22 protein-coding genes and 1 riboswitch are annotated in these 24,734 nt (G+C 45.0%); of the genes, 12 read left to right on the top strand and 10 right to left on the bottom strand.

The window, feature by feature from the left end:
• Positions 1-2: 2 nt before the first annotated feature.
• The gene (locus GPK88_RS05570) at positions 3-1,118 is read right to left on the bottom strand and encodes an ABC transporter ATP-binding protein (RefSeq protein ID WP_118061999.1); all 1,116 of its coding nucleotides are present in this window, start codon (positions 1,116-1,118) and stop codon (positions 3-5) included.
• A 337-nt stretch (positions 1,119-1,455) separates the two neighbouring features.
• On the opposite strand from GPK88_RS05570, the gene GPK88_RS05575 reads away from it, so the two are divergent.
• The 3 genes from GPK88_RS05575 to GPK88_RS05585 all read left to right on the top strand — a co-directional run bounded on the left by GPK88_RS05575 (position 1,456) and on the right by GPK88_RS05585 (position 4,614).
• The gene (locus GPK88_RS05575; protein WP_021976235.1) at positions 1,456-1,914 is read left to right on the top strand and encodes a transcriptional repressor; all 459 of its coding nucleotides are present in this window, start codon (positions 1,456-1,458) and stop codon (positions 1,912-1,914) included.
• Between the two features lie 265 nt (positions 1,915-2,179).
• On the top strand, positions 2,180-2,524 hold the full coding sequence (locus GPK88_RS05580; protein WP_021976234.1) for a DUF6110 family protein: 345 nt from the start codon (positions 2,180-2,182) through the stop codon (positions 2,522-2,524).
• 14 nt (positions 2,525-2,538) lie between these two features.
• A complete protein-coding gene (locus GPK88_RS05585) occupies positions 2,539-4,614 on the top strand; it encodes a heavy metal translocating P-type ATPase (RefSeq protein WP_330626585.1) in 2,076 nt (691 codons plus the stop codon).
• Between the two features lie 155 nt (positions 4,615-4,769).
• Here GPK88_RS05585 and GPK88_RS05590 read toward each other — a convergent pair whose 3' ends face one another.
• Positions 4,770-5,714: an AraC family transcriptional regulator gene (locus GPK88_RS05590; protein ID WP_173761795.1), complete on the bottom strand. Its 945-nt coding sequence runs from the start codon at positions 5,712-5,714 to the stop codon at positions 4,770-4,772.
• Between the two features lie 212 nt (positions 5,715-5,926).
• Here GPK88_RS05590 and GPK88_RS05595 point away from each other — a divergent pair, with 212 nt between their 5' ends.
• Positions 5,927-8,044 carry a glycoside hydrolase family 36 protein gene (locus tag GPK88_RS05595; protein ID WP_173761796.1) on the top strand — a complete coding sequence of 706 codons (2,118 nt, stop codon included), beginning with the start codon at positions 5,927-5,929 and terminating at the stop codon, positions 8,042-8,044.
• 136 nt (positions 8,045-8,180) lie between these two features.
• On the opposite strand, the gene GPK88_RS05600 is transcribed toward GPK88_RS05595, so the two are convergent.
• Positions 8,181-9,374 (bottom strand): MFS transporter, encoded by a 1,194-nt coding sequence (locus GPK88_RS05600; protein WP_173761797.1) that lies wholly within the window; start codon positions 9,372-9,374, stop codon positions 8,181-8,183.
• A 183-nt stretch (positions 9,375-9,557) separates the two neighbouring features.
• Here GPK88_RS05600 and GPK88_RS05605 point away from each other — a divergent pair, with 183 nt between their 5' ends.
• The gene (locus tag GPK88_RS05605) at positions 9,558-10,403 is read left to right on the top strand and encodes a helix-turn-helix transcriptional regulator (RefSeq protein WP_173761798.1); all 846 of its coding nucleotides are present in this window, start codon (positions 9,558-9,560) and stop codon (positions 10,401-10,403) included.
• A 14-nt stretch (positions 10,404-10,417) separates the two neighbouring features.
• Here GPK88_RS05605 and GPK88_RS05610 read toward each other — a convergent pair whose 3' ends face one another.
• Complete coding sequence (locus tag GPK88_RS05610; RefSeq protein ID WP_173761799.1) at positions 10,418-11,290, bottom strand: AraC family transcriptional regulator; 873 nt, start codon at positions 11,288-11,290, stop codon at positions 10,418-10,420.
• 232 nt (positions 11,291-11,522) lie between these two features.
• Between GPK88_RS05610 and GPK88_RS05615 the strand changes: the two genes are divergently transcribed.
• Both GPK88_RS05615 and GPK88_RS05620 read left to right on the top strand, forming a co-directional pair.
• The gene (locus GPK88_RS05615; protein ID WP_173761800.1) at positions 11,523-12,146 is read left to right on the top strand and encodes a sugar O-acetyltransferase; all 624 of its coding nucleotides are present in this window, start codon (positions 11,523-11,525) and stop codon (positions 12,144-12,146) included.
• On the top strand, positions 12,136-13,497 hold the full coding sequence (locus GPK88_RS05620; RefSeq protein WP_173761801.1) for an MATE family efflux transporter: 1,362 nt from the start codon (positions 12,136-12,138) through the stop codon (positions 13,495-13,497). Before GPK88_RS05615 ends, GPK88_RS05620 begins: the two co-directional genes overlap by 11 nt.
• Here the strand turns inward: GPK88_RS05620 and GPK88_RS05625 are convergent.
• Positions 13,490-14,776 carry a Na+/H+ antiporter NhaC family protein gene (locus GPK88_RS05625; protein WP_173761802.1) on the bottom strand — a complete coding sequence of 429 codons (1,287 nt, stop codon included), beginning with the start codon at positions 14,774-14,776 and terminating at the stop codon, positions 13,490-13,492. The genes GPK88_RS05620 and GPK88_RS05625 overlap by 8 nt on opposite strands.
• 71 nt (positions 14,777-14,847) lie before the next feature.
• Positions 14,848-15,654 (bottom strand): Cof-type HAD-IIB family hydrolase, encoded by an 807-nt coding sequence (locus GPK88_RS05630; protein WP_173761803.1) that lies wholly within the window; start codon positions 15,652-15,654, stop codon positions 14,848-14,850.
• A gap of 282 nt (positions 15,655-15,936) precedes the next feature.
• Here GPK88_RS05630 and GPK88_RS05635 point away from each other — a divergent pair, with 282 nt between their 5' ends.
• Positions 15,937-16,470 carry a YgjV family protein gene (locus GPK88_RS05635; RefSeq protein ID WP_173761804.1) on the top strand — a complete coding sequence of 178 codons (534 nt, stop codon included), beginning with the start codon at positions 15,937-15,939 and terminating at the stop codon, positions 16,468-16,470.
• A gap of 156 nt (positions 16,471-16,626) precedes the next feature.
• Here GPK88_RS05635 and GPK88_RS05640 read toward each other — a convergent pair whose 3' ends face one another.
• From GPK88_RS05640 to GPK88_RS05655, 4 genes are all read right to left on the bottom strand, one after another.
• On the bottom strand, positions 16,627-17,985 hold the full coding sequence (locus tag GPK88_RS05640) for a M20 family metallopeptidase (RefSeq protein WP_148444988.1): 1,359 nt from the start codon (positions 17,983-17,985) through the stop codon (positions 16,627-16,629).
• Positions 17,986-18,077: 92 nt separating this feature from the next.
• The gene (locus tag GPK88_RS05645; RefSeq protein WP_148444987.1) at positions 18,078-18,737 is read right to left on the bottom strand and encodes an SDR family NAD(P)-dependent oxidoreductase; all 660 of its coding nucleotides are present in this window, start codon (positions 18,735-18,737) and stop codon (positions 18,078-18,080) included.
• Positions 18,734-19,294, bottom strand: coding sequence for an ECF transporter S component (locus GPK88_RS05650; RefSeq protein ID WP_173761805.1), 561 nt, complete (start codon positions 19,292-19,294; stop codon positions 18,734-18,736). Before GPK88_RS05650 ends, GPK88_RS05645 begins: the two co-directional genes overlap by 4 nt.
• Before the next feature lie 13 nt (positions 19,295-19,307).
• A complete protein-coding gene (locus GPK88_RS05655; protein WP_173761806.1) occupies positions 19,308-20,282 on the bottom strand; it encodes a nucleoside hydrolase in 975 nt (324 codons plus the stop codon).
• Between the two features lie 117 nt (positions 20,283-20,399).
• Positions 20,400-20,444, bottom strand: a riboswitch (PreQ1 riboswitch).
• Between the two features lie 149 nt (positions 20,445-20,593).
• Between GPK88_RS05655 and GPK88_RS05660 the strand changes: the two genes are divergently transcribed.
• The 4 genes from GPK88_RS05660 to GPK88_RS05675 all read left to right on the top strand — a co-directional run bounded on the left by GPK88_RS05660 (position 20,594) and on the right by GPK88_RS05675 (position 24,731).
• Positions 20,594-20,944 (top strand): transporter substrate-binding domain-containing protein, encoded by a 351-nt coding sequence (locus tag GPK88_RS05660; RefSeq protein WP_173761807.1) that lies wholly within the window; start codon positions 20,594-20,596, stop codon positions 20,942-20,944.
• 141 nt (positions 20,945-21,085) lie between these two features.
• On the top strand, positions 21,086-22,108 hold the full coding sequence (locus tag GPK88_RS05665) for an ABC transporter substrate-binding protein (RefSeq protein ID WP_173761808.1): 1,023 nt from the start codon (positions 21,086-21,088) through the stop codon (positions 22,106-22,108).
• 434 nt (positions 22,109-22,542) lie between these two features.
• Positions 22,543-23,781 carry an ABC transporter substrate-binding protein gene (locus tag GPK88_RS05670; RefSeq protein WP_173771133.1) on the top strand — a complete coding sequence of 413 codons (1,239 nt, stop codon included), beginning with the start codon at positions 22,543-22,545 and terminating at the stop codon, positions 23,779-23,781.
• A gap of 77 nt (positions 23,782-23,858) precedes the next feature.
• Positions 23,859-24,731 (top strand): carbohydrate ABC transporter permease, encoded by an 873-nt coding sequence (locus GPK88_RS05675; RefSeq protein WP_173761810.1) that lies wholly within the window; start codon positions 23,859-23,861, stop codon positions 24,729-24,731.
• Positions 24,732-24,734: the final 3 nt, after the last annotated feature.

The following is a 24,734-nucleotide window of genomic DNA, read 5'->3' on the forward strand; positions in this document are numbered from 1 at the left end:
AATTAGTTTGTGATTGTAAGCTCTGTCTCTTTGTCGAAGAAGTGAGCTTTCTCCATATCGAATGCGAATCTGATCGGATCACCGGTCTTAGCTGTTGTACGAGGATCAACTCGTGCTGTGATCTGAGTTCCGTCAACATCGAAGTACAGGAATACTTCGGCACCAAGAAGCTCGTAAACTTTAACTACGGAGTTCATCGGTTTGCTTGGGGATGTCTCAAGGAACATCTGAGAATCATGGATATCCTCAGGACGGATACCAAGAACAACTTTCTTTCCAACATAGCCTTTGTCTTTGAGAACTTTAGCTTTAGCTGCAGGAACAATAACCTCATGCTCGTTACCGATTGTAGCGATCATGTTACCGCCTTTTTCGGAGATAACAGCATCAAGGAAGTTCATCTGCGGAGATCCCATGAATCCTGCAACGAAGAGGTTGCCTGGTTTCTGATACAGGTTCTGTGGTGTATCAACCTGCTGAACAACACCGTCTTTCATAACGACGATTCTGGTACCAAGTGTCATAGCCTCTGTCTGGTCATGTGTTACATAGATGATTGTAGCACCAAGTCTCTGATGGATCTTGGAAATCTCGATACGCATCTGTACACGAAGTTTAGCATCCAGGTTGGAAAGAGGCTCATCCATAAGGAATACCTTAGGATTACGAACGATAGCACGTCCCATAGCGACTCGCTGTCTCTGACCACCGGAAAGAGCCTTCGGTTTACGATCAAGAAGTTTGTCAAGGTCAAGGATTCTTGCTGCTTCACGAACTGCTTTATCGATCTGATCTTTCGGAACTTTACGAAGTTTAAGTCCGAATGCCATGTTATCATAAACAGTCATATGAGGATACAGAGCGTAGTTCTGGAATACCATTGCGATATCACGGTCCTTAGGCTCAACATCGTTCATGACTTTGTCACCGATCTTAAGTGTACCACCGCTGATCTCCTCAAGACCTGCGATCATACGAAGTGTTGTGGACTTTCCACATCCAGACGGTCCTACGAAGATGATAAACTCTTTGTCTTCGATTTCAAGGTTGAAATCTTTAACTGCCTGGAAGCCGTTTGGATAAGTTTTATTAATGTGAGATAATGATAAACTTGCCATTGTTGTTTCCCTCCAAAATTAATATATTGTTTTTTACGTAATTTCCTTTGCTGGTTAACAGTATATCGAAAATGGAGGAAAAGAGCTAGAGCTGAATCGTACAAAGTTTCCGGCAGTTTCTTGTCATTCTGACGAAAAAACGAAAGGGGATTTTTCGTCATTTTGTCAAAACGACGGTTTCATATGGATAGATTCACGAATTATTATACTGCATTCCGGCGAAATCCTCAATATTATAAAAAAATCCAAAACAAGTTATTTACAGCTAACCACAGTTGGAGTATACTAACTTATTAGATAAAAGAAAAGTTTTCTCAATAATAAAGGAGGGATCAGAATGCAGAACGCAAAAGCTGAGAAAGAAGAAAAGAGAACAGGATGTTACCGCCATACACAGATGCAGAAAGATCTTATTATAGAGAAGCTGAAAGAACGGGGCTTAAGAATTACCAGACAGAGGAGGATCCTGCTTGATATCATTCTGGAAGGGGAGTGCTCCTGCTGTAAGGAAATTTATTACAGGGCTTCCGCACTGGACCCGAAGATCGGTGTGGCAACGGTATACCGTATGATCAATACGCTGGAGTCCATCGGAGCCATCAGCCGCAAAAATATGTACCGGGTAGCCTGCAGTACCAAAGGGGCCTGCACAGTGGAGCTGGATGATGATACCATCTGCCACCTGTCCGGGCAGAAGCTTAATGAGGTGATCCGTGCGGGACTTCGGGCATGCGGGGAGATCCATGAGCAGAATATCCGCACACTTGCAGTGCTTCCGGTACATGAAGTGGGATAAACACAGCAAGGAGATATTCCCTATATAATAGGAAATAAAGGGTTTGTACAGACTAAAAATTAGAAAAACGAAACTATTAGTAAAACTTAACTGTTAGGAGAAATTAACTGAAAATTCAGCGAATTGTGTTAAATTCACAAAAAAAACACTGGACATTTTTTTACAAGTATTTTATAATGATGAAAATACCGGGGCAGGCATGGGAAATTGTCCACCGGAAATCAGTAAAATGATAAAAATTATATATTTAGGAGGAAAAATTATTATGGTAGATTTTAAATTCAAAAAATCAGGACTTTTTGCAGCAGGTGTTCTTTTTGGAACAGCAGGAATCAAGATCCTTACAAGCAAGGATGCGAAGAAGCTTTACACAGGATGCACAGCAGCCGTTTTAAGAGCTAAGGACTGCATCATGAAAACAGCTACAAGCCTTCAGGAGAACGCGGAGGATATCTACGCTGAGGCTAAGGGAATCAATGAGGAGAGAGCTGCAGCAGAAGAGGCTGTAGAAGATGTTGCAGAGAATGCAGAAGAGACTGCAGATGAGGATGCATTCAAGGAGGCAGCAGAAGAGACAAAAGAAGCAGCAACTGAAGAGACAGCTGAGTAAAGAGGCGATTTCCCGTGAAATTTTATATTAAACATGAGACAAGAGGACGACTTCGTATTCATCTTGCCCAGAAGAGAATGAGTTACGAGCAGGCGGATACTTTGCTGTATTATCTCGAAAATCTTGACGGAGTGGCTTCCGCCAAGGTATATGAGAGAACCTGTGATGCGGTTGTGAATTATCAGGGCAGCCGTGAGGCTGTTATCTGCGGTATCAGAGCATTCCATTATCAGGATGTGGAAGCTCCCCAGCAGGTACTGCAGAGCTCCGGAAGAGCACTGAATGCAGAATATCAGGAGAAACTGATCTCCAAGGTGATCTATCATTTTGGAAGAAAGCTTTTCCTGCCATATCCGTTGAACGCGATTTATACGACAGCAACTTCCCTGAAATATATCTGGAAGGGCATTGATACACTTCTTCACCGCAAGATCGAAGTACCGGTTCTGGATGCCACTGCGATCGGTGTATCCGTACTGCGTCAGGATTTCGGTACTGCAGGTTCCATTATGTTCCTGCTTGGAATCGGAGAAATTCTGGAAGAGTGGACACATAAGAAATCAGTCGGTGATCTTGCAAGAACCATGTCACTGAATGTTGGCAAGGTGTGGCTGAAGAGAGAAGATCAGGAAATTCTTGTAGAATCCAAAGAAGTTCAGCCGGGAGATGAAGTTGTTGTCCGTATGGGTACTGTGATTCCGTTTGACGGAAGCGTTACGGATGGAGAAGCTATGGTGAACCAGGTGTCTCTTACCGGTGAGTCTGTACCTGTATGTAAGAAAGAAGGCAGCGTTGCCTATGCAGGTACCGTTGTGGAGGAAGGTGAGATCACTATCCGGGTGAAGACGGTAGGTGGTTCCAGCCGTTATGACAAGATCGTCACCATGATCGAGGAATCTGAGAAGCTGAAATCTTCCCTGGAAGGCAAGGCAGAGCATCTGGCAGATAAGCTGGTTCCGTATACTCTTGGAGGAACAGCACTTACATATCTGATTACCAGAAACGCTACCAAGGCTCTTGCGATCCTCATGGTAGATTTCTCCTGTGCACTGAAGCTTGCAATGCCAATCTCCGTACTGTCCGCGATCCGTGAGGCAGGTACACATAAAGTTACGGTTAAAGGCGGTAAATATCTGGAAGCAATGGCTGATGCAGATACCATCGTATTTGATAAGACTGGAACTCTGACAAAAGCAAAACCAACGGTTGTGGATGTGGTTTCCTTTGATAACAACAATCCGGACGAGATGCTGCGTATTGCCGCATGTATGGAAGAACATTTCCCGCACTCCATGGCCAAGGCCGTTGTCAGTGCAGCCAGAAAGAAACATCTGGCACATGAAGAGATGCATTCCAAGGTTGAATATGTAGTGGCACATGGAATTTCCACTACCATAGAAGAACATAAAGCCGTGATCGGAAGTTATCACTTTGTTTTTGAAGATGAGAAATGTGTGATCCCGGAGGATGGCCAGGAGAAATTCGACAGCATTCCGGAAGAATATTCTCACCTGTATCTGGCTATTGACGGACGTCTTGCAGCTGTGATCTGTATTGAAGATCCACTTCGTGAGGAGGCAAAAGCTTCTGTAGAAGCACTGCGCGCGGCAGGAATCTCCAAGATCGTTATGATGACAGGAGACAGCGAGCGTACAGCAGCAGCTATTGCCAGACGTGTAGGTGTGGATGAATATTATTCCGAGGTACTTCCGGAGGATAAGGCCAACTTCATCGAAAAAGAGAAGGCAGCCGGAAGAAGGGTGATCATGGTAGGTGACGGAATCAATGATTCTCCGGCACTTTCCGCAGCCAATGTGGGCATTGCCATCAGTGATGGTGCTGAAATTGCCCGTGAGATCGCAGACATTACCGTAGGTGCGGATGATCTTCAGGAATTGGTTGTTCTGAAAGAGATCAGTAATGCACTGATGAAACGTATCAGACGTAATTACCGTTTCATCATTACCTTTAATGCAGGCCTTATCGCCTGTGGTGTTGCAGGAATCCTGCAGCCGACTACATCTGCACTTCTGCACAATACTTCTACACTGGCGATCAGCCTGAAGAGTATGCAGAATCTGCTTCCATAAATAGTCCAATAATAAAATATTAATCCAGCCGGATCACGTATGAGATACAAAATCTCTGTGATTCGGCTGGATTTTTTTGCCTGTGTGATGGTGTTACAGCTGATCAGAAGTGGAGACGTGAATGCCCGGTTGTCGTTCAGAATTCAGATCTGACTTCATTCATGTGGAAAAGGTTCACTTTCCAGTTTCAGGCCATCCGCCATATGATAGCGCTTCTTTTCGGTATCCGAACGGAGAGGCCGGGTATGCAGGCTCCGGTACCGGGAAGGGTTCATATGATAAAATTTTTCGAAGGTATGTGCAAAATGCTGCCGGCTATTGTAACCGGAAGAAAAGGCAATATCCGTAATGTGCAGAGTACTGTTGCACAGAAGAAAGGCGGCCTGCTCCATGCGTTTGCGGTTAATGTAAGTGTTGATGGTGCAGCCGTTTTTTTCTGTAAAAAGCGCCTGGAGGTAGGATTTGTTGATTCCTGCATATGCGGCAATGGCAGGAATATCAATATCTTCCAGATAATGCTCGTCAATATAGCGGAGTGCTTTTTTTAGATAAGCACTTCCCGATGAGTTCCGGCTGGAGTGGGCGCAGAAGGCAAGTTCTGTAAGCATACGGCCAAACAGAAGAAAGAAGAGAAATTCTTCCTCCTTTATCTCACCGGAACTGCGCTGCAAAAAGGTGAGAAGGTCTTTCAGGCTGTATCCGAAATTCCGGGAATCTGTGCCGGAACAGAATCCCCGGGAGGAGTCCATAAAGGTCCAGAACCGGGAAAATCCGGGATCTTTTTTCAGAAGAAGATCCAGAGAAACCGGGCTTTTTTCGGAAGTGAGGGAAAATTCCAGATTCAGGATCGAGCAGGGAAAACCATCCGGGATTTCAAGCCTGTGAGGGACATCCGGTCGGATAAAGATAAACTGTCCGGATTTCAGCAGAAATTCTACGTCCTGTTCCTCATCCATGCAGAAAACCCGGCAGGAACCGGAAGTAATATACATGATCTCATAACTGGAATGGGTGTGATGTTCCATATGGTAATAAGGAAGGGAAAGGGCATAAAAAGCGGAAATATGAAAATATCTGGAAGAGTCCTGAAAAATATCCATTTGGCAAACCTCCTGATCGTCAGAAAATATTATGGGATAACGGCGGCACAGGATCAGAAACCTGTGAAAAAATATCTGTGAGACAGTATAGCACAGAAAAATAAATACGACAATATATTGCATTTTTACATTCAGGGGATGATACCTGTCACCTTGCAAAAGATCAGATGCTATACTGAGATCAAGATTACAAAAACGGGAGGATATTTTGTATGAGCTACAAAAACGGGAACATGAAAACAATCGAATTACATGAAAACGGCCTGGATATCCAGTTCCGTATCCGTGAAAACGGCGTGGTAGAGCTGGCAGATCTTTCTTCACAGGAAGTAAAAAAGGCAGCCATGGAGCCGAAGGAAGATATTTATTATCCGGCTGTTGAGATCCACAGAAGCGGCACCGGAAGCCTGAATATGCATGCTTACAAAAACAACATCAATCAGTCCTCTGTAGACTTTGTTTATGAGAAACATGAACTGAAAGAGCAGGACGGTGGAAAAGAACTGGAGATCGTAATGGTTTCTCCGGAAAAGCTGAAAGCCGTATATCATATGCGCCTGTTTGACGGAGTTCCGGCAGTGCAGACCTGGACAGAGATCACCAACGAGGGAAGTGAAGATCAGGGCCTGACTTACGTTTCTTCTTTTATATATCAGGGAATTTCCAGAGGCGGTGACAAACCTTATTACAAAAAAACAGATATCTATGTACCGTTTAACAGCTGGTGCTGTGAGGCACAGTGGCAGAAATATGATGCAGAGACACTGAACTTAAACGGAATGGTCGTAGACGGATTTAATCATCAGGGATATGGACTGAACCGTTATTGTTACAGTGGAAAGGGAACCTGGTCTACCTGCGAGTATCTTCCAATGGGAATTGCCGAAGACAGAGAAACAGGGGAAACTTATATTTTCCAGGTTGAAAGTTCCGGACAGTGGCTGATAGAATATGGTTCCGCCCAGGGTGGGAATCTGTATCTTACTGTAAGCGGTGCCACAGAGCAGGAGCATGGATGGTATAAGAATCTGAAACCGGGAGAATGCTTCACAACTGTTCCGGCAGGGGCAGCCGTTGTAAAAGGAGGTTTGAATCCGGCAGTAGCAGCGCTGACCAGATATCGTAGAAAAGTACGCAGAGCGAATCCGGACGATGAGAAACTGAACGTGGTATTTAATGATTACATGAACTGCCTGATGGGAGATCCCACAACAGAGCGGGAGCTTTCCATCATTGACAAGGCGGCAGAGCTGGGATGCGAATATTACTGTCTGGATGCAGGATGGTATGACGACGGATTCTGGTGGGACCGTGTCGGTGAATGGAAGGAAGCATCCGGAAGATTCCCTGGAGGCCTGAAAGAAGTCTGCGATTACGCACACAGCAAAGGCCTGAAAATGGGACTCTGGCTGGAAATCGAAGTTATGGGAGTTGCCTGTGAGCTTGCAAATAAACTTCCGGATGACTGGTTTGTCTGCCGCCATGGAAAACGCCACATTGACAACAAACGTTACATGCTGGATTTCCGCAATCCGGAAGTACGGAAATACTGCCGTGATGTAGTGGACAGGCTGATCCGTGATTATGGCGTAGAGTACTTCAAGGTGGACTATAACGTAACGATGGGATACGGAAGTGAATTGAACAGCGACAGCTGTGCAGATGCCATCCGTGAGCATTATGAATGCCTCCATCAGTGGTATGAGGAGATCTTCCGTGATTATCCGGATCTTGTTGTGGAGAACTGCGGTTCCGGCGGACAGCGTATGGACTATGGTATGCTGAAAGTCTTAAGCCTGCAGTCCACCAGTGACCAGACCGATTATCTCTACAATGCCAATATTGCAGCCAATGTGGCAAGTGCGGTTGCCCCTGAGCAGGGTGGCATGTGGGTATATCCGTATGAGGATGAAGAAGAGCATGTGATCTACAATGTGGTAAACGGTATGCTTCTCCGCCCGTACATCAGTGGTATGGTATGGAAGCTTGGTGAAAATTCCATGAACCGGATGCGAGAGGGAATTGCCCTGTATAAAGAGATCCGTGAGGAAGTCCGTGACGGTGTGCCGTTCTTTCCGCTTGGTTTTGGAACTCTGAAATCCGAAGTGCTTGCTTACGGAGTAAAAGCAGAGAAGAATACCTATCTTTCCGTATGGACACCGGGAACAACAGAAGCAGTGATCCCGCTGGAAGATGCAGAAAAGATCAGCAAAGTATCCGTGATCTATCCAAAGGAAGAGATGTGCGAATATAAAGTTGAAAATGGAAATCTTGTAGTGAAGATGCCGCAGGAAAAAGCAGCGAGACTGTTTAAAATTGAGATGAAATAGGGATACAGGAAAGTCCGGTTTATGGGACTGGAAGAATACAAAAGTAAAAGCAGATCAGTAACAAAAGAGTACTGAGAGAATAAAATACAGCCAGGAATACAGGATACAAAATCCGGAGATATTCCTGGCTGCGTTTTTATCGGATATCCGCACCCGGTTTCATGATCTGAAGCAGGATCACCGCGCAGATGATCGCTCCGATACCAGGGATTGCACCGCCGATTCCCACAAAACGAAGACCGGCATATTTCACGATCACACCACCCATGGCAGAACCGGCCGCAATACCAAAGTTAAAGAAAACCGAGATCAGAGAAGAAGCCAGGTTTACACAGGCCGGATGTTCTCTGGTAGCAATTTTCAGGAAATGCATCTGCAGCGGTGAGTTCAGAAGATACATCACAACACCCAGGATAAAAAGTACCAGTCCTCCGCTTACCAGATTGTGGGTGGCAATGGGAAGAAGCAGCAGGCATACAGTCTGTATCACATAGATCAGAGGCAGCAGGCGGATGCCGGTCTTGTTTGCCACCTGACCGGAACTTACGTTGCTGGTGATAGCCGCAATACCGAAGATCAGAAGCGCAAGGCTTAACATGGAATCCGGAATATGAAGCTCCTGCTGGAAGATCGGTGTCAGATATGTATAAAAACAGTAAGTGGAAGCACCGGCCAGAAAAACAATGGCACAGCCGATGGAGATTCTTTTATCCAGAAAAAGCTTAAACTGTTCCAGGATACTCCCTGCTTTCAGACGGTTCTGCCGGGGCAGTTTCATAAACAGAAGTGCCAGCAGAGCCAGAGTTGCCACGAAGATCGTGATAAAAGCCGCGCGCCATCCAAAAACATGAGTGATGGTGGAAGCGATAGGCACACCGATGACCGAAGCGATACTGAAGCCTGAAAAGACACCTGCAATCACACCCGGGATATGCTCCGGGATGGAAGCAACATCTTCCGCATACGTCATGGAGATGGAAACCACAGTACCGGAAACCACAGCTGTAAGGATACGGAACACCAGAAATACCATGTAATTGGTAGCAATGGCACAGATCAGGTTGCAGAGTGCAAACAGTGAAATTCCCAGCATGGTAATACGGAAACGGTTATATTTTCCCACATAGGCAGCCAGAAACGGAGTGCCCAGGCCATAGGCGAAAGCAAACAGAGATACAATGCTTCCGGCCTGTGTCAGTGAAATCCCGAATCCGTCCGCAATTTCCGGCAGGATACCGATCACCGTATATTCACTGGTACCCAGAAAAAAGCTGAGCATGATCAGGCCTACAACAGCCGGATTAAAAAATCGAGCTTTGGATGATGACATGATAATAAGTCCTCCCTCAAAAAGAAATAAAGATCAAGTTTCTGCATCAGAGAGATCGTTTTTCAACAGAAAATCTACCTCAATGCGGTAAAAAGAATATCACAATTTCCACCGTGTTTCTTGTTTACAGCTGTCAGATTTTTGTAGTATATTGATATCAGAAAACGGGGAGGAGTAGAAAAAATGGCAATACCGGTATTTGGAAAAGAACAATATCCACTGCGCAAAGAGTCCGGACTTTCCTATACGATCTCGGATATTTACAAGCATGTGCCGCTACATACCCATAATCATTATGAACTTTTTATTATTTCAGAGGGTACGGCCTATCATTTGATCAATGATTCCGTGCAGACGGTGAAAAAAGGAGACCTGTTTTTTATACGCCCCAATGATATGCACAGCTACAGCTTTTTTCACTCAGAGAATTTCTGTGTCCGGAATCTGGGCTTTTCCACCCAGGTGCTCCGGAATGTTTCCCTGTTTCTGGAGCAGGAAGAAAAGATGGATAAACTGATAAACAGTGAGATGCCGGCCTTCGTACATCTGGAAGGGGAAAATTTCCGCAGGGTTCTGGAAGCGATGGATATGGCCGGAAATCTGGTAAACGGCAGCCACCCCCGGCATGCAAGATATCATGCACAGTGTATCATTGCACTTCTTCTGGAGGATTATTTCTTCACTTATGATGAAAAGGATCCCTGGAATCAGATGCCTTCCTGGCTGTCAGAGCTTCTCTTAAATATGTCAAAGATTGAAAATCTTCAGGAAGGCTACAAAAAAATGTGCGAGCTGGCTCCCTGTTCTCCAAGCCATCTCTGCAGACTTCTGAAACAGATCAGCGGGAAAACTCCTACTCAGTATATCAACCAGGAACGTCTGAAATACGCGGTCTATCTCCTAGCGCAGACAGACAGGGAGATCCTGGACATCTGTGAGTGCTGTGGATTTTCTAATGTGAGCCATTTTTATCATCTGTTCCGGGAACAGTTCGGCGTGTCACCGGCAAAATTCCGGAAGACAGTGTGATCTGACGGCAGCAGTTACCTGGCTTTTCGAAATTCACCGGGGCTCATGCCGGCCCATTTCCGAAAAGATTCCGCATAATAACTGGCACTGCCAAAGCCGGTGGAAAGAGCGATTTCCGTTATGGTCATATCGGTTTCCCGGAGAAGCAGGGCGCTTTTGTTCAGGCGGTACTGATTCAGATAGAGATTGGGGCTTTGGCTGAAATATCTGGAAAAGAGTTTGCAGCATTTGCTGATACCTACGGAACCGGCAGCCGCAATTTCCTTAAGGGAAATTCTGGAAGCATAGTTCTGCTGGATAAAACCGGTCATGTTCCGGATGGTGGTAAGATCTGTATTGGTATGGTCTTCGGTCCGGGAGGCAGAGGGCAGATGTTCAAGAAGCAGAGCCCAGATCAGGGAAAAAGAGGACAGGATCCGTAAAGGAGCAGTTTTACTCTTACGGTGCACATAGATGTCGGCCATTTGTTTCAGAATCTGTGCCTGCCAGGAAATCCCGGGATCAAAGATAAAAAAGGGAACTTCGTTGTTCCGGATCAGAGGAAGGACGAAGTTTTTTTCATAGGCAGGTAATGTGCACAGAAGCATGGGGTGGATGAGGATGCAAAAAAATTCACATTCCCTGTGACTTTCAGAAAATCCGTAATGCATCTGCCTGGAATTTACAAAAATCCCCTGTCCCTGTTCCAGAGTGAGGATTTTTCCGTTGACATTATATTGCATCTGGCCGGACTGGATCATCAGAAATTCAATGTCATCATGCCAGTGGCTGATAGCGGAATAATTGGGATAGTGGGAAAGCATTTCATGGATGGTGTAGGCCGGGCAGTCAGGATAATCGTAGACCATTTTTTCAGAAAGGTCATCCTTTAAGTCTATATAGATCATATTCATACCTCGCAGGATTGTTATAAAGTTAGATAGAAAACCGATAGAATAACTTAAAAATATACAATATAATTATAAAACGAAAAGATGCTTCGGTCAATGTCCGCGTAAACTGTGAGGCAGATATAGTGGAGCATGCCGCCGTCCTCTCCGGAATCACTCACAGTGCGTCAGGAGACACCGGGCATTTTTTTGAAGAAAACAAAGTGTATTTATAAGAGAGGGATTTACAATGGACAATATTTACAGAAGAGATCACGAAATGGCATACATCTCCGATGATGCAGTAGTGGCGCAGCAGAAAGAAACAAAAAAGGCCGTCCGGGAGTACAATGAGGCCATGCCTTTTGACCCGGAAAAAGGGATGGAATGTCTGGAACGTACAGGACTGAAACATAAGAAAAACGTATATTTTGAGCCACCGTTCCACTGTGAGTACGGAAGCCATATCGAAGTCGGGGAGAATTTTTATGCCAACACCCACTGTGTGATGCTGGATGTGGGAAAGATCACCATCGGGGATAACGTACTGTTTGGTCCCAATGTAGGTATTTACACAGCCGGACATCCTATCCATCCGGAAAGCCGTAATTCCGCTTTTGAGTACGGGATTCCTGTCACCATCGGGGATAATGTGTGGATCGGCGGAAGCTGCTGTGTTCTTCCTGGTGTAAAAATTGGAAACAACGTTGTGATCGGTGCGGGAAGCGTAGTGACAAAGGACATTCCGGACAATGTATGTGCAGCTGGAAATCCCTGCCGCGTGATCCGCGAGATCGCGGATGCAGACAAGCCATATTACTTTAAAGATTGGAAATTTGATGAGGAGGCATGGGCAAAAATAAATGAAAAATAAAAAAGACCCGGCATTCACCAGAAAGCTCATAAGCCTGGTGATGCCTATCGCTTTTCAGCAGTTTATGCTGGCGCTGGTCAGTGCATCCGATGCCCTGATGCTGGGAGTGATCTCACAGGATTCTCTTTCCGCAGTATCTCTGGCGGGGCAGATAACATTTATCCACAACCTTCTTCTGGAAGCAATGACCATCGGCCTTTCTCTTATCGCAGCCCAGTACTGGGGAAAGGGAGATATTCCGGCAGTGGAGCGGATCTTTGCCTTTGTGATGAAAGTTACCACTGTGATCTCTCTGGTCTTTACCCTGTCTGCGCTGCTGATCCCGGGAATGCTGATGAGGATTTTTACCAATGATCCGGTACTGATCCGGGGCGGTTCCCTGTATCTTCGTGTGATCGCGGTATCCTATCTGCTTACCGGAATCTCACAGATGTATCTCTGTATTCTGAAAAACAGCGGCAGAGCGGCAAAAAGCAGCATGATCAGTGCCACCAGTGTGGTAGTAAATATTTTTATCAATGCAGTGCTGATCTATGGATTGTTCGGAATGCCAAGAATGGAGATCGCCGGAGCCGCACTGGCAACAGTAACGGCCCGTATCATTGAAGTTACATGGTGCGTTCTGGAAACTGTGGGAAAAGATCAGGTAAAACTCCGGGCAAAATATCTCCGCAGAGACGATCCCGTTCTCAGGAGAGATTTCTGGAAATATACAACACCGGTGATCTGCAATGAGATCGTCTGGGGAACCGGATTTTCCATGTATTCCGTAATTATGGGACATCTGGGAAGTGATGCGGTAGCCGCCAATTCCATTGCCAGCATTGTCAAAAACCTGGCCGGATGTTTCTGTATGGGACTTGGAAACGGTGGCGGAATCATGGTAGGAAACGAACTGGGAGCCGGAAAGCTGGAGAAAGCCAAAGAATACGGCAGAAGGCTCTGTCATCTGTCTGTTTCCAGCGGAATCGTATCCGGACTGGTGCTTCTGGCATTCAGCCCGCTGATCCTTTGTGCGGCCAACTTAAGCGTTACAGCGGAAGGATATCTTAAGGGAATGCTGCTGATCTGTGCTTACTATATGATCGGACGTTCCGTAAACGGAGTAACCATCAGCGGGATTTTCTGTGCAGGCGGAGACAGTAAGTTCGGATTGTACTGCGACTGTATTTCCATGTGGTGTATTATGGTTCCACTGGGCCTTATCGCCGCATTTGTGCTGAAGCTTCCGGTGCTTGCGGTTTACTTTATCATCAGTCTGGATGAATTTGTGAAGATCCCGGCTGTGTATCTGAATTATAAGAAGTATCGTTGGGTGAAGGATCTGACGGTAAAAACAGACCCTACCTGAACAGATGCACAGCCAGTCCCCACAGCGGCAGCAGATACAGATAAAAGGCAACTGCGATACTGATGTTTGGCGCACCGATGGCAGCCAGCGGAACGGCTCCTGCAATGGACCAGGGGATCATGGGCGCTATGACTACTACCGTATTTTCCAGGTCCAGGGCAAAAGAAGATCTTTCCGGATTGTTTTCCCCGCACAGCTGGCTGGTGAGCATGATGGCAAGGGTCTGGTTGCAGGAGATGGCGGAAGTGACAATGGAAGTCAGTAAGGTTGTGCCATAAGGGGTGATCCTGGAGCCCAGTTTTTCCATCAGGGCTTCAATTCCGTTCAGAAATCCGGTTCCCTCAAACATGCCGGAATAGCAGGAAGAAATTCCAACGATCAGGTAAACACGCAGCATGGAAAGAAAACCGCCGCCGCTCATCAGCTTCGCAATTTCCCCATCAGAAGGAGAAAATCCCGAAAAACATAAAGCAGGAAGTTCCGAAACCGGAAAGTGCTGTACCAAAACCGCAATGACCATTCCCACCAGTCCGCTGATGGCAATGGTCTTTTTTACATCCACATGAAGAAGGGAAAGTACCAGCACGATTACAACAGGAAGAAGCATCAACGGCGAGAACGCATAATAATCCCGCAGCAAATTTCTGGTAGTATCCGCAGCAGATCCTGTATGGACGGAAAAACCAAGAATTCCATACAGAACACAGCTCAGTATAAAGGGAACCGGAGCACTGCGTGTCATATTCCGGATATTGGAAAAAAGATCTGTTTTCGTCAGCTCGCTGACAAGAAGTGCACTGGTGGAAACAGGAGAACACCGGTCCCCGAAAAAAATCCCGGCCAGGATTGCGCCGCCGGTAAGAAAGGCTGGAATCCCCATACTGTTGGCCATAGTCATACAGATCACGCCGATGGTGGCGGCACTTCCAAAGGAGGTTCCCGTAAGGAAGGAGATCAGACAGCACAGAAGAAAAGACGCCAGCAGCATCACGGAAGGAGTACAGATGGCAGAAGCATAATATACGATATAGGCAATGGAACCACAGGCACGCCAGATCGCGGTCAGCATACTGATCAGCAACAAAGTCAGCAGAACATTTTTTACCGTGAAAATTCCGTTCCGGGAAAAACGAAGCATCTCTTTTACACTTTTTCCATGGATCAGTCCATAGAAAAAGAACAGAATGTACCCGAATACCAGGGCGAAAACAACAGAAGCACCGGTGACTACACATGCGATCAGACTGGCTGCAAACAGCGCCAGAAATAAAAGTTCCATAGATATTTTTTCCTCCGTAATACTGAAAATTGTTTTCGTATTATACCAGTATGGAAATAGGAAAACAATTGTTACATTATCAGTTCACGAAGTGCATGAGCGATACCGTCCGAATTATTGGATAGTGTAACCTTATCAGCGACAGCCTTTACCGCATCTTCCGCATTTCCCATGGCAACACCACAGCCGGCGGCCTGGAGCATAGGAATGTCATTTTCGGAATCACCGAATGTTGCCGTGTCAGCCGGATCAATACAAAGGCGGCTGCACACATCAAGAAGAGCTTTTCCCTTATTGATGGAAACCGGAATGATCTCCAGATAAAAAGGTGCCGTGCGGACAACACAGAGATCATCAGGAAGATGGCTGCGGATCATATCCTGAATGTTCAGGATTTCATCCGGGTCAACAGACAGGAGAAGCTTTACCGGGGAAAAATCCAGAAAATCTGCAAGGTTATCGACTTCTGTGCAGTCCATCTGATTGTTCCAGCATTCGTATTCCACCTTATATCCATGAGCATCTTCCACATAGAAGCGTTCGCCGTCGTCCAGGATTACAGTGACAGGAAGCGCTTCCAGAAAACGGAGAAGTTCCCGGGCTTTATTAAGGTCCATATGGGTTTGTGAAAGAAGTTGGCCATCTGTGGCATCTACAACTTTTCCACCGTTGTAGGCCATGAGGATGCCGTGGTGGTCACAAAGGCGCAGCTCACTGGCAGCAGAATAAAGTCCGGGCACAGGTCTGGCAGAAGCCAGCATTACCCGGACTCCCTGTTTCTGAAAGTTCAGAAGTGTGCTCCGGGTATCTTCTGTGATCTTTTTTTCATCGTTGGTAAGTGTACCGTCAATATCAAGTGCGATTAATTTTAATGTCATATAAGAATTCTCATCTCCATGTTAGATTGTGAGCAAGTAGCGAATGCGGATTGCGAATATCCGCTTGACCCAAATCAAATAAGTCCCCAGCAGGGGTGATTTATATGAGATATTATAACACAGGTGCTTTCTTTTTCCATAAGATTTGTTATTATCAGAAAGAAAAGTCAGATATGAAAGGGGTTTGTCAGAGTAAACGGAAATAGAAATATGGCTGAGATTATGATATGATCTGGAAGGAAAATATATTTCACAGAAACAGATAATAATTTTGGAGGAATAATGTCAATTCGTTTTTTATTAATACAGGGGATAGGATTTTGGGGAACCATCTTATTTTTTTTATCTTATCAGTTCAGGAGTAATAAATCACTGTTTCGGGTTCAGTTTTTTTCCTATCTGTGTTATACGGTACATCTGTTACTGTTAGGGGCAGTTACCGGTGGGATAAGCTATATACTGAATACCGTGCGTTCATTCTGCCTGGGAAGCAAAAATGATATTCTGAAAGGAAGACGGATGTGCTGCCTGCTTTGTATATTGCAGGTGACAACGCTGATCTTTACCTGGACCGGATGGTGGTCGCTGCTTCCGGTTGTGGCTAATATTGCGGCAACGATAGGTGGATACACATACAATGCACGGAAAATCCGCCTGGTTGGAATGCTGATCAATTCACCATTGTGGATCATATATGATATTGTTGTTGGTTCCTGGGCGGGAATATTAGACGAAATTGTCAGTGAATCGTCTATGGTGATATCCATTCTCCGTTATGGATGGAAAAATATGGATTCATCAGAGAGTGAAACATAATAAGACAACAGAAAACGGAAAATCATACACAAAAATTAAATGAATTTTTTGTATAAAACATATATAATTGAATTATTTTCCCTGAAAATAAAACAGGTTCCGGCAGAAGTAATCCTCCACTTCTGTCGGAACCTGTTTGACGTTTCAGTGTGTTTTTCAGATCGCAAGCAGATTTCTGATTGCTTCCATATAGATCAGGACTGCTTCTTCCATACCGGAAACCAGGATAAATTCGTCGGCTCCGTGGATGCGGTAGTCGATTCCCTCTTTTTCAGGTCCGAAGGCAATGATATTTTTGAGGGATTTTGCATAAGTACCGCCGCCGATGACTACAGGTTCGTGTTCTGTATCGCCAGTTACATCGGTGTAGGCTTTGTACAGGGCATTTACAAGCGGAGATTCTTTCGGGAAGAACAGCGGAGCGCCGATCTCAACGATTTCAATGCGGCCGTTTTTGTCTTCCAGTTTACCTTCGCACATTCTGCGTACATCTTCTTCTTTCAGTGTTACAGGAACACGGATATCAATGGTACAGGAAATTACACCGTTTTCGGTTTTTACAACTCCGTTGCAGAAAGTCAGCTCGCCGTACTCGTCTGCAAATTTCAGTCCGATACCGGAACCATCGCAGGCGGTGCCGAGATGGGAATTATAGAATTCTACAAAATCATCTTCAAATCCGGCTTTTGCAAGGCACTCAAAGGTTACGCCTGCGGCATTGACACCAAGGGCCGGTGTGCTGGCATGGGCAGGAACGCCTTTTGCGTAGATGGTCAGTTCTCCGTTTTCTTCGGTTACTTTGTATTCCTGGAGCTTGCTCTGGGATAAGGCGGATTCCAGTTTCTCTTTCAGGCCGGTATCTGCAGGGATTACGGTTGTGCAGGTGTCGCACATTGCGTTTGCTACAAATCCACCATTTACAGAAATGATCCGGGTATTTTTGGAATAGGCCATCATAAATGCACGGCCTTTTTCACCGTGGATACATGGGAAGCTGGCATCCGGGGTAAAACCACAGGAGAGTTCTTCTGCTACCTGGTTATAATGTTCCATACATTTGGAACCGGTCTCCTCGTTGCAGCCCATGATCAGACGTACTCTTTTGTTTAGCTTTACGCCGTGGTCACGGAGAAGTTTCATGGCGTAGAGTGCTTCCAAGACGGGCCCCTTGTCATCGGTGGTTCCACGTCCGTATACATGGTCGCCCTCACGGGTAAGTTTAAAAGGATCGTAAGTCCAGTCACCACCGACTGGCACAATATCCAGATGTCCGGCGATTCCAACGATTTCATCGCCCTCACCCATTTCTGCATAGCCGCAGTAGTTATCCAGGTTTACGGTTTTGAAGCCAAGTTCTTCGGCAATCTTAAGACCCTCTTCCAGAGCTTTTGCAGGGCCTTCACCGAAAGGTTTTCCTTCGGCAGGTGTGCCAAGCTGGGAGTCGATGGCAACCAGTCTGCCAAGGTTTGTGAGCATTTCTTCTGATAATGAATGGATTTCCTCTTTGATGTCCATAGTGATTTCCTCCTGTTTACGGCGTTTTTTGAAACGCTGAATATTATGAGGTCTATTATAACACAAATCAGAAAAGACAGCAGAAGAGATTTTTATGTTTCATCCGGCCAGATAAAGTTGCAGTTTCCGGCTTCCAGGCCGTCGATGAGAATATTCTGACCGGTGCAGAAGCGGTTTTTTACAGAGATAAAATAAATCCATTCCGCAGCTTCTTCCACAGTCATCCACCGCTTCATAGGAGTCAGATCCATGATCTGATCCCAGAGTTTTTTGTCCTCCATGACCGGACGGTTCAGCTCGGTCATGACGCCGCCGAAATCCAGACTGTTGCAGGTGGCCTGGTAAGGCGCAATCCGCATTGCCACATTTTTGGCATAGGCCAGAACGCCACCCTTGCTGGCTGCATATTCCGGGAATTCGGAGCCGGTATGTCCGCTTGCTGAGCCGATCATCACAATAGAGTAAATATCAGGGTGGATTCCGTAATGTTCGGTAATGGAAATGGTTCCTTTTAAGTTTACGTCAATGTCATTTCCGTCCTGCGTTCCAGCATTGTTGATCAGGATATCCACAGGAGGGAGTTCCGGGTAGGAATCCTTATTCCGGATATCCAGGCAGAAATGGGTATATCCAGGCAGCGCGATCGTAGCAGCATTTTTATCAAATCCATAGACTTCATGGCCTTTTTTCAGAAAAAACTTCGCGCATCCTTTTCCAATTCCGGAGCTGGTACCTGTAATAAGAACTTTCATCGGATAAAACTCTCTTTCATATTTTTGCGTAAGGCACCGATCATAACAGCAGCCAGTGCAAGACAGAGAACACGGTCAATGTAATCGGTGACAAACTGGACCACAAAACAGCTTCCGACCATTCCAAGAGGTGTTTTGGAAAGAAGCTGTACAAGAATGGAGGAACCAGAAGAGGTGATTCCGCCAAATAAAAACGCGGTGATGCAGGAGCTGATCAGGGTTGATGGAAGGGTGATTGCAACAGCTGCCGGAAAAATCTGCCATTTTTTTGGCTGGAATTTCCGGTATACAAGACCGGTCACAAAACCGAGAACAATTCCCACCGGAGCATAATACAGAGAATAAATATCCACAGTCATTCCCATCAATAATCCGCTGATGAGATTAGGAAGCATGCCATAAAACGGTCCAAGAATGGAAGCAATAAATACAGTACCGATACTGTCGAGATAAATGGGGAGTTTCAGAAAAAGCGCGATCTGTCCGCCTACGAAATTAATGCAGATGGCGAAAGCAATCAGGCAGATTTTCTGTACGTTTATTTTTTCTGTTTTCATATTCAGTCACTCCTTATATTAAATCCTGCAAAATATCTAGTTTTTCCGGTTCCAGGCCAAGAATCCTGGAGAGGAACAGCTGGAAGAATGCGTATACGTCTACTTCGGTCAGTACTTTTGTATTTGGAGTTTTCCGATAAAAATTCATGGAATCCACAACGGACTGTCCGAGAGTAATGCCTCCGGTTTCAATCTGTACATAGGAATCAAAACCCTGGCAGATATCCGGATTCAGGAAGTATGCCACTGCCAGTGGATCATTGATCACACAGCCAATGATATGCTCCCATTCCCAGTGGAAGTCAAAATAAAATTTCGTGATCTTTCGGATAAATTCACCGGTTTCCTTATCCAGGCGGCAGATGTATTCCAGAATAGTAGGAGTGAGAACGATCTTTCTTGTCACATCAAGACCGATCATGTGTATCATTTTTCCATTCTTGTAAAGGGTGTCATAGACCAGTGCGGCAGCATCCGGATCGCACCAGTAGTTGTACTCTGCAACAGGAGAGCAGTTTCCGTGGCTTTTGAAGGAACCGCCCATAGATACCAGTTCCTCGATCTGGTCAAAAGCTTCCGGGTCTTTCTGAATCAGTTTGGCAAGATTGGTCATCGGTCCGAGTGCGATTACGGAGACTTTTTCTTTTTTCAGCACATCGGCCAGAAAATCTACGGCACCGATTTCTTGCTGATATCCAAGCACCCTGGGCAGAAAGCTTTCGCCAAGACCATCTGCACCGTGAGTGTCCAGAGCGTTTACATAGTCACGTTTCAGAGGCTTGTTTTCGCCGATATAAACCGGTATATCCAGCCGGTTCATATGCGCTAGGATTTTTTTTGCGTTTTCGAATCCCATTTTCACCGGGGAATTTCCGCAGACAATGGTGATTCCAAGCACTTCGACTTCCGGTGATTTTAGAGCCAGCATAATCGCAAGGCTGTCATCGATTCCCGGGTCACAGTCAATGATAATTTTTCGTTTGTTCATTTTGTTCCTTTCCAACTTATGTCAAAGCAAAAAAAATGCTTTTGTTTATCACCTCCAATAAACAAAAGCATCAGCAAAAAGGCTGCTTATTACGTGCAGCCGGAAATTCTTTTTTTACTTTGCCTAGTTTTTTATACTGGGAGGTTTTCGAACCAGTTTCGTTGCATATTTTAACATATGATTCATGACGTGACAATATTTTTGAGAAAAAAAGCACAGCAGGATTTCTTAACGGAAATTATGTTGACGCAGGATAACCCGGCATTGCATCATGGAAATCAACCGATCTTTCTACGCTTGAGAATGCCAGAGTGGGAATCAATAAAGGCAGTGTGCAGGTAGATCTTTTTCAGGAGTGGTGTGAGAAAAACAATGTGAAATGCCAGGTCGAGCTTTATGAGAGCAGTGAGCAGAGATATGCAGACATGAACAGCGGTAAGCTGGATGCCATTGTTTCCACAACGGTTGCGGAGAAAGAAATTTCCAAATATCTCTGGAATTCCATTGTGAAGATCGGATATTCCCCATACTATTTTGCAGTCAGCAAAAAAAGTCCGGAATTATATGATGAGATGGAAACTGCTCTTTTGCAGGGAGAAGTTGATACGATTTTTCCTGTTTACGGCAGTTACTGGATCGCGGAAGATTATGCAAATCCGTAAATGAATGTGAGACAGTTCCTTCCAAGATCCAGTCCAAACAGGGCAGAAGAGACTGAGAAAACGGATAATACCTTTGAATTTGAACCTTTTAGGACCTTTATGCATATCCTAACAGCAGAAGTTTCTTAAAGGAGTATCTGCATGAAAAATAAAAAATGGATTTCACTGACGGCAGCAGTGGTTTTGGCGGTGACCGCGCTGCCGATGACGGCTTTTGCTGCTAAGAAGGACGGGGCAGAGGAGAAGATTACGAAGGTTACATTAAATGAGGTAGCGCATTCGATTTTCTATGCGCCGCAGTATGTGGCGATTGAAGAGGGATATTTTGCAGAGGAAGGTCTGGACTTGACACTGGTAACTGGTTTTGGCGCAGATAAAGTTCTGACAGCTCTGATTTCCGGTGAGGCAGATATCGGTTTCATGGGAGCGGAAGCATCGATCTATGCATACCAGGAAGGCGCCACCGACCCGGCAGTAAACTTTGCCCAGCTTACCCAGCGGGCCGGAAACTTCCTTGTGGCTAGGGAGGAGATGCCTGATTTCAAATGGGAAGATCTGGAAGGAAAGAAAGTTCTCGGTGGACGAAAAGGTGGCATGCCGGAAATGGTATTTGAATATATTCTGAAGAAAAATGGCATCGACCCACAGAAAGATCTGACCATCGACCAGAGTATCGATTTTGGTTCTACGGCAGCGGCTTTCACAGGGGATGATTCTGCGGCATATACGGTAGAGTTTGAACCATCTGCCACAATCCTGGAAAAAGAAGGGGCAGGTTATGTGGTAGCGTCTCTTGGGGAAGCATCCGGATATGTGCCTTACACATCCTACAGCGCAAAAGAAAGTTATATGAAAGAGAATCCGGAGATCATCCAGAAATTTACCAATGCACTTCAGAAAGGAATGGACTACGTTCAGAGCCACACGCCGGAGGAAATTGCGGAGGTGATCGCACCACAGTTTAAGGGAACCGATCTCGACACGATTACTACTATTGTAGAACGTTATTATGATCAGGATACATGGAAAGAAAATCTGATTTTTGAAAAAGACAGCTTTGAGCTTCTACAGGATATTCTGGAAGATGCAGGAGAGCTGAACACACGTGCAGAGTATGAAAAACTGGTGCAGACAGAGTATGCACAGAGAGCGTGTGAAAGTTAAATTATAAAAGTTTAAAAAGAGTTTAAATATTGCTAGAAAAGCCTGCGGTTTTTGCAAAAATCGCAGGCTTTTGTATACATAAAATAGAGCGTGAGAAAAAATCTATGTCAGAGAATGTTATAAAATGTCTAAAAATGTTAGGGAAAAAGATCAAAAAAGAGTACTTCACGGATGGATAAAAAACATCTACTAAACACAATGAATGCGTAATTATTGCTAAAAATTCAAAAAAAGTTTATATAAACTAAATATATAACAACAAGTTTATAGTGAAAAATAAACAAAAAATACTATGTAAAATTATCATAAATGTAGAAATAGTAAAAAACAGTTGAAAACAACTAAATAATGTGCTATCTTTTGTTTAACGAAAAACGAGACATACCAAACAAACAACTAAACAAATTTATAAAAAGTTTAAAGGAGGACATGACATGAATTTTAAAAAAGTAATGGCAGCAGTACTTGCAGGAACAATGGTATTCGGAATGGCTTCTTCTGTAAGCGCAGCAACAGAAGTTTCTTTCTGGACACTGAACACAAGACAGAACGCAGTTGAGCCGATCGTAGAGGCATTCAACGAAGCAAACCCGGATATTAAAGTAACAGCATCTTTCTATGACACAGACGGAATCAAGGATGCCTGCAAAGTTGCAGCTTCTTCCGATACACTTCCAAGTATGTGGTTTAACTGGGGCGGTAGCCTTGGAAGCTTCTATGTAGACAACGACAAAACATATGATCTTACACAGTATGCAAAGGACAACGGATGGAACGATGAGTTTACAGAAGCTGCTTTAGACCTCTGTACATTCGATAACAAGCTTTCCGGATATCCGACAAGCTACAATGCACTTGGTGTTTACTACAGCAAACAGATCTTTGATGATTGCGGAATCGAAGTTCCGACTACATTCGATGAATTCGAGGCAGCTCTTAAGACTCTGAAAGATAACGGATATACACCAATGGATACTGCAGGTCTTAACGGATGGCATGTAATGAGATGGCTTGAGCTTCTTGTTGAGCATTATGCAGGCGCTGAGCTCCATGACAAGCTGAATACATTCGAAGAGAGCTGGGACTGTGAAGCAGTTGTACAGGCATTCACAAAATATAAAGAGTGGGTTGATGCAGGATACTTCCCAGATGGCTTCCTTACCCTTGACCCGAACGATACAATCATGGCAATGGGCACAGGAGAATGTGCAATGGATCTTCAGGGACAGTGGTATGACGGAACTATGATCCAGAATGACCTTGATCCGAACGACTATGGCGTATTTGCATTCCCATCCGGTGACAGCAACCGTATGTCTGCTTTCGCAGAGATGACACAGTTCAACAAGAACCTTTCCGATGAGGAACTGGATGCATGCGTGAAGTTCATGGATTACTACTACAGCGATGACAGCGTTGACCAGTACGGTGAGTACTACAACTTACCACTTCCAAAACAGGGCAAAAAAGCTCCGGCAGATCAGGTTAACGTAGATGGTATGCTTGAGACATCCAATACAAACGGAACATTTACAATCACTGACCAGGCATTCCCGACAGAGGTTGCAGACGTTCTCTTCAATGCACAGGATGCAGTTGCTAACGATGAGATGACACCAGAGGAAGCAGCATCTAATATCCAGAAAGCAATCGAGGAATATCAGGCTAAATAATCAAGTATAAAAGCATAACGGAGCGGCCAGGGCGCAGACTTTGGCCGTTTTTTCAGTAAAAGTGGAGGTAATCCGGAATGAAGAAAAAAAGCAAAGTTGATTTCGGCGCATATGCGTTTCTGATACCGGCAGCAGTGATCTATCTTTCCGTTATTGTAATACCGGTATTTTACTCACTGTTTATCAGTCTGTTTAAATGGAACGGTGTTGCGGAAAAGGAATTTGTAGGTCTGGCAAACTATATCAATCTGTTTACAAACGATGCAACATTTATGATCGCATTGAAGAATAACCTGATCTGGATCGTACTTACAATTGTACTTCTGATGACGGTTTCCCTTGGTTTTGCGGTAATTCTTAATAAACAGTTCCGCGGACGTACCGTATTCCGCGCATTCTTTTATTTCCCATGTGTCATCGCACCTATCGCGGTAGCGATCATCTGGAGATGGATCTATAATCCGAATATCGGATTTATCAATCAGTTTTTCAAAGCACTTGGAATCAATTTCAAACAGACATGGATTTCTGATCCGAAGGTCAGCCTGTATGCAATTTTTGCGGCAGCACTGTGGCAGGGAATCGGCCAGCCGATGATTCTTTTCCTGGCAGGTCTTCAGGCAGTATCCCCGGACGTTCTCGAGGCAGCTACCATTGATGGTGCAGGCCCGGTTCGTAAATTTTTCAGTGTTACGGTACCTCTTATGAAAGAGACATTCGTTATGGTTCTTGCAACACTGATTGTAGCTGCTATGAAGGTTTACGATATTGTACAGGGTCTTACCGGCGGTGGTCCGAACAACTCCACACAGGTTCTGGCAACTTATATGTATTCTCAGACATTCCAGTATAATAATGTAGGTATGGGAACCGCAGTTGCATGTGTCATGGTAGTTATGATGCTTGTGGTAATCATTCCATATATTTCCTTTACAGCAAAAGAAAAGTAGGAG

Origin of the sequence: Blautia sp. MCC269, from assembly GCF_018785655.1 — a bacterium.
Lineage (GTDB): Bacteria > Bacillota > Clostridia > Lachnospirales > Lachnospiraceae > Blautia_A.

Coding starts and splice junctions, on each gene's coding strand:
- GPK88_RS05650 (WP_173761805.1), bottom strand. CDS start 19,294: ATGAAAACAGAAAAAATAAACGTACAGAAAATCTGCCTGATTGCTTTC.
- GPK88_RS05625 (WP_173761802.1), bottom strand. CDS start 14,776: ATGGAACTTTTATTTCTGGCGCTGTTTGCAGCCAGTCTGATCGCATGT.
- GPK88_RS05595 (WP_173761796.1), top strand. CDS start 5,927: ATGAGCTACAAAAACGGGAACATGAAAACAATCGAATTACATGAAAAC.
- GPK88_RS05670 (WP_173771133.1), top strand. CDS start 22,543: ATGAATTTTAAAAAAGTAATGGCAGCAGTACTTGCAGGAACAATGGTA.
- GPK88_RS05580 (WP_021976234.1), top strand. CDS start 2,180: ATGGTAGATTTTAAATTCAAAAAATCAGGACTTTTTGCAGCAGGTGTT.
- GPK88_RS05575 (WP_021976235.1), top strand. CDS start 1,456: ATGCAGAACGCAAAAGCTGAGAAAGAAGAAAAGAGAACAGGATGTTAC.
- GPK88_RS05645 (WP_148444987.1), bottom strand. CDS start 18,737: ATGAAAGTTCTTATTACAGGTACCAGCTCCGGAATTGGAAAAGGATGC.
- GPK88_RS05620 (WP_173761801.1), top strand. CDS start 12,136: ATGAAAAATAAAAAAGACCCGGCATTCACCAGAAAGCTCATAAGCCTG.
- GPK88_RS05665 (WP_173761808.1), top strand. CDS start 21,086: ATGAAAAATAAAAAATGGATTTCACTGACGGCAGCAGTGGTTTTGGCG.
- GPK88_RS05635 (WP_173761804.1), top strand. CDS start 15,937: ATGTCAATTCGTTTTTTATTAATACAGGGGATAGGATTTTGGGGAACC.
- GPK88_RS05615 (WP_173761800.1), top strand. CDS start 11,523: ATGGACAATATTTACAGAAGAGATCACGAAATGGCATACATCTCCGAT.
- GPK88_RS05570 (WP_118061999.1), bottom strand. CDS start 1,118: ATGGCAAGTTTATCATTATCTCACATTAATAAAACTTATCCAAACGGC.
- GPK88_RS05640 (WP_148444988.1), bottom strand. CDS start 17,985: ATGGACATCAAAGAGGAAATCCATTCATTATCAGAAGAAATGCTCACA.
- GPK88_RS05600 (WP_173761797.1), bottom strand. CDS start 9,374: ATGTCATCATCCAAAGCTCGATTTTTTAATCCGGCTGTTGTAGGCCTG.
- GPK88_RS05655 (WP_173761806.1), bottom strand. CDS start 20,282: ATGAACAAACGAAAAATTATCATTGACTGTGACCCGGGAATCGATGAC.
- GPK88_RS05590 (WP_173761795.1), bottom strand. CDS start 5,714: ATGGATATTTTTCAGGACTCTTCCAGATATTTTCATATTTCCGCTTTT.
- GPK88_RS05675 (WP_173761810.1), top strand. CDS start 23,859: ATGAAGAAAAAAAGCAAAGTTGATTTCGGCGCATATGCGTTTCTGATA.
- GPK88_RS05610 (WP_173761799.1), bottom strand. CDS start 11,290: ATGATCTATATAGACTTAAAGGATGACCTTTCTGAAAAAATGGTCTAC.
- GPK88_RS05605 (WP_173761798.1), top strand. CDS start 9,558: ATGGCAATACCGGTATTTGGAAAAGAACAATATCCACTGCGCAAAGAG.
- GPK88_RS05630 (WP_173761803.1), bottom strand. CDS start 15,654: ATGACATTAAAATTAATCGCACTTGATATTGACGGTACACTTACCAAC.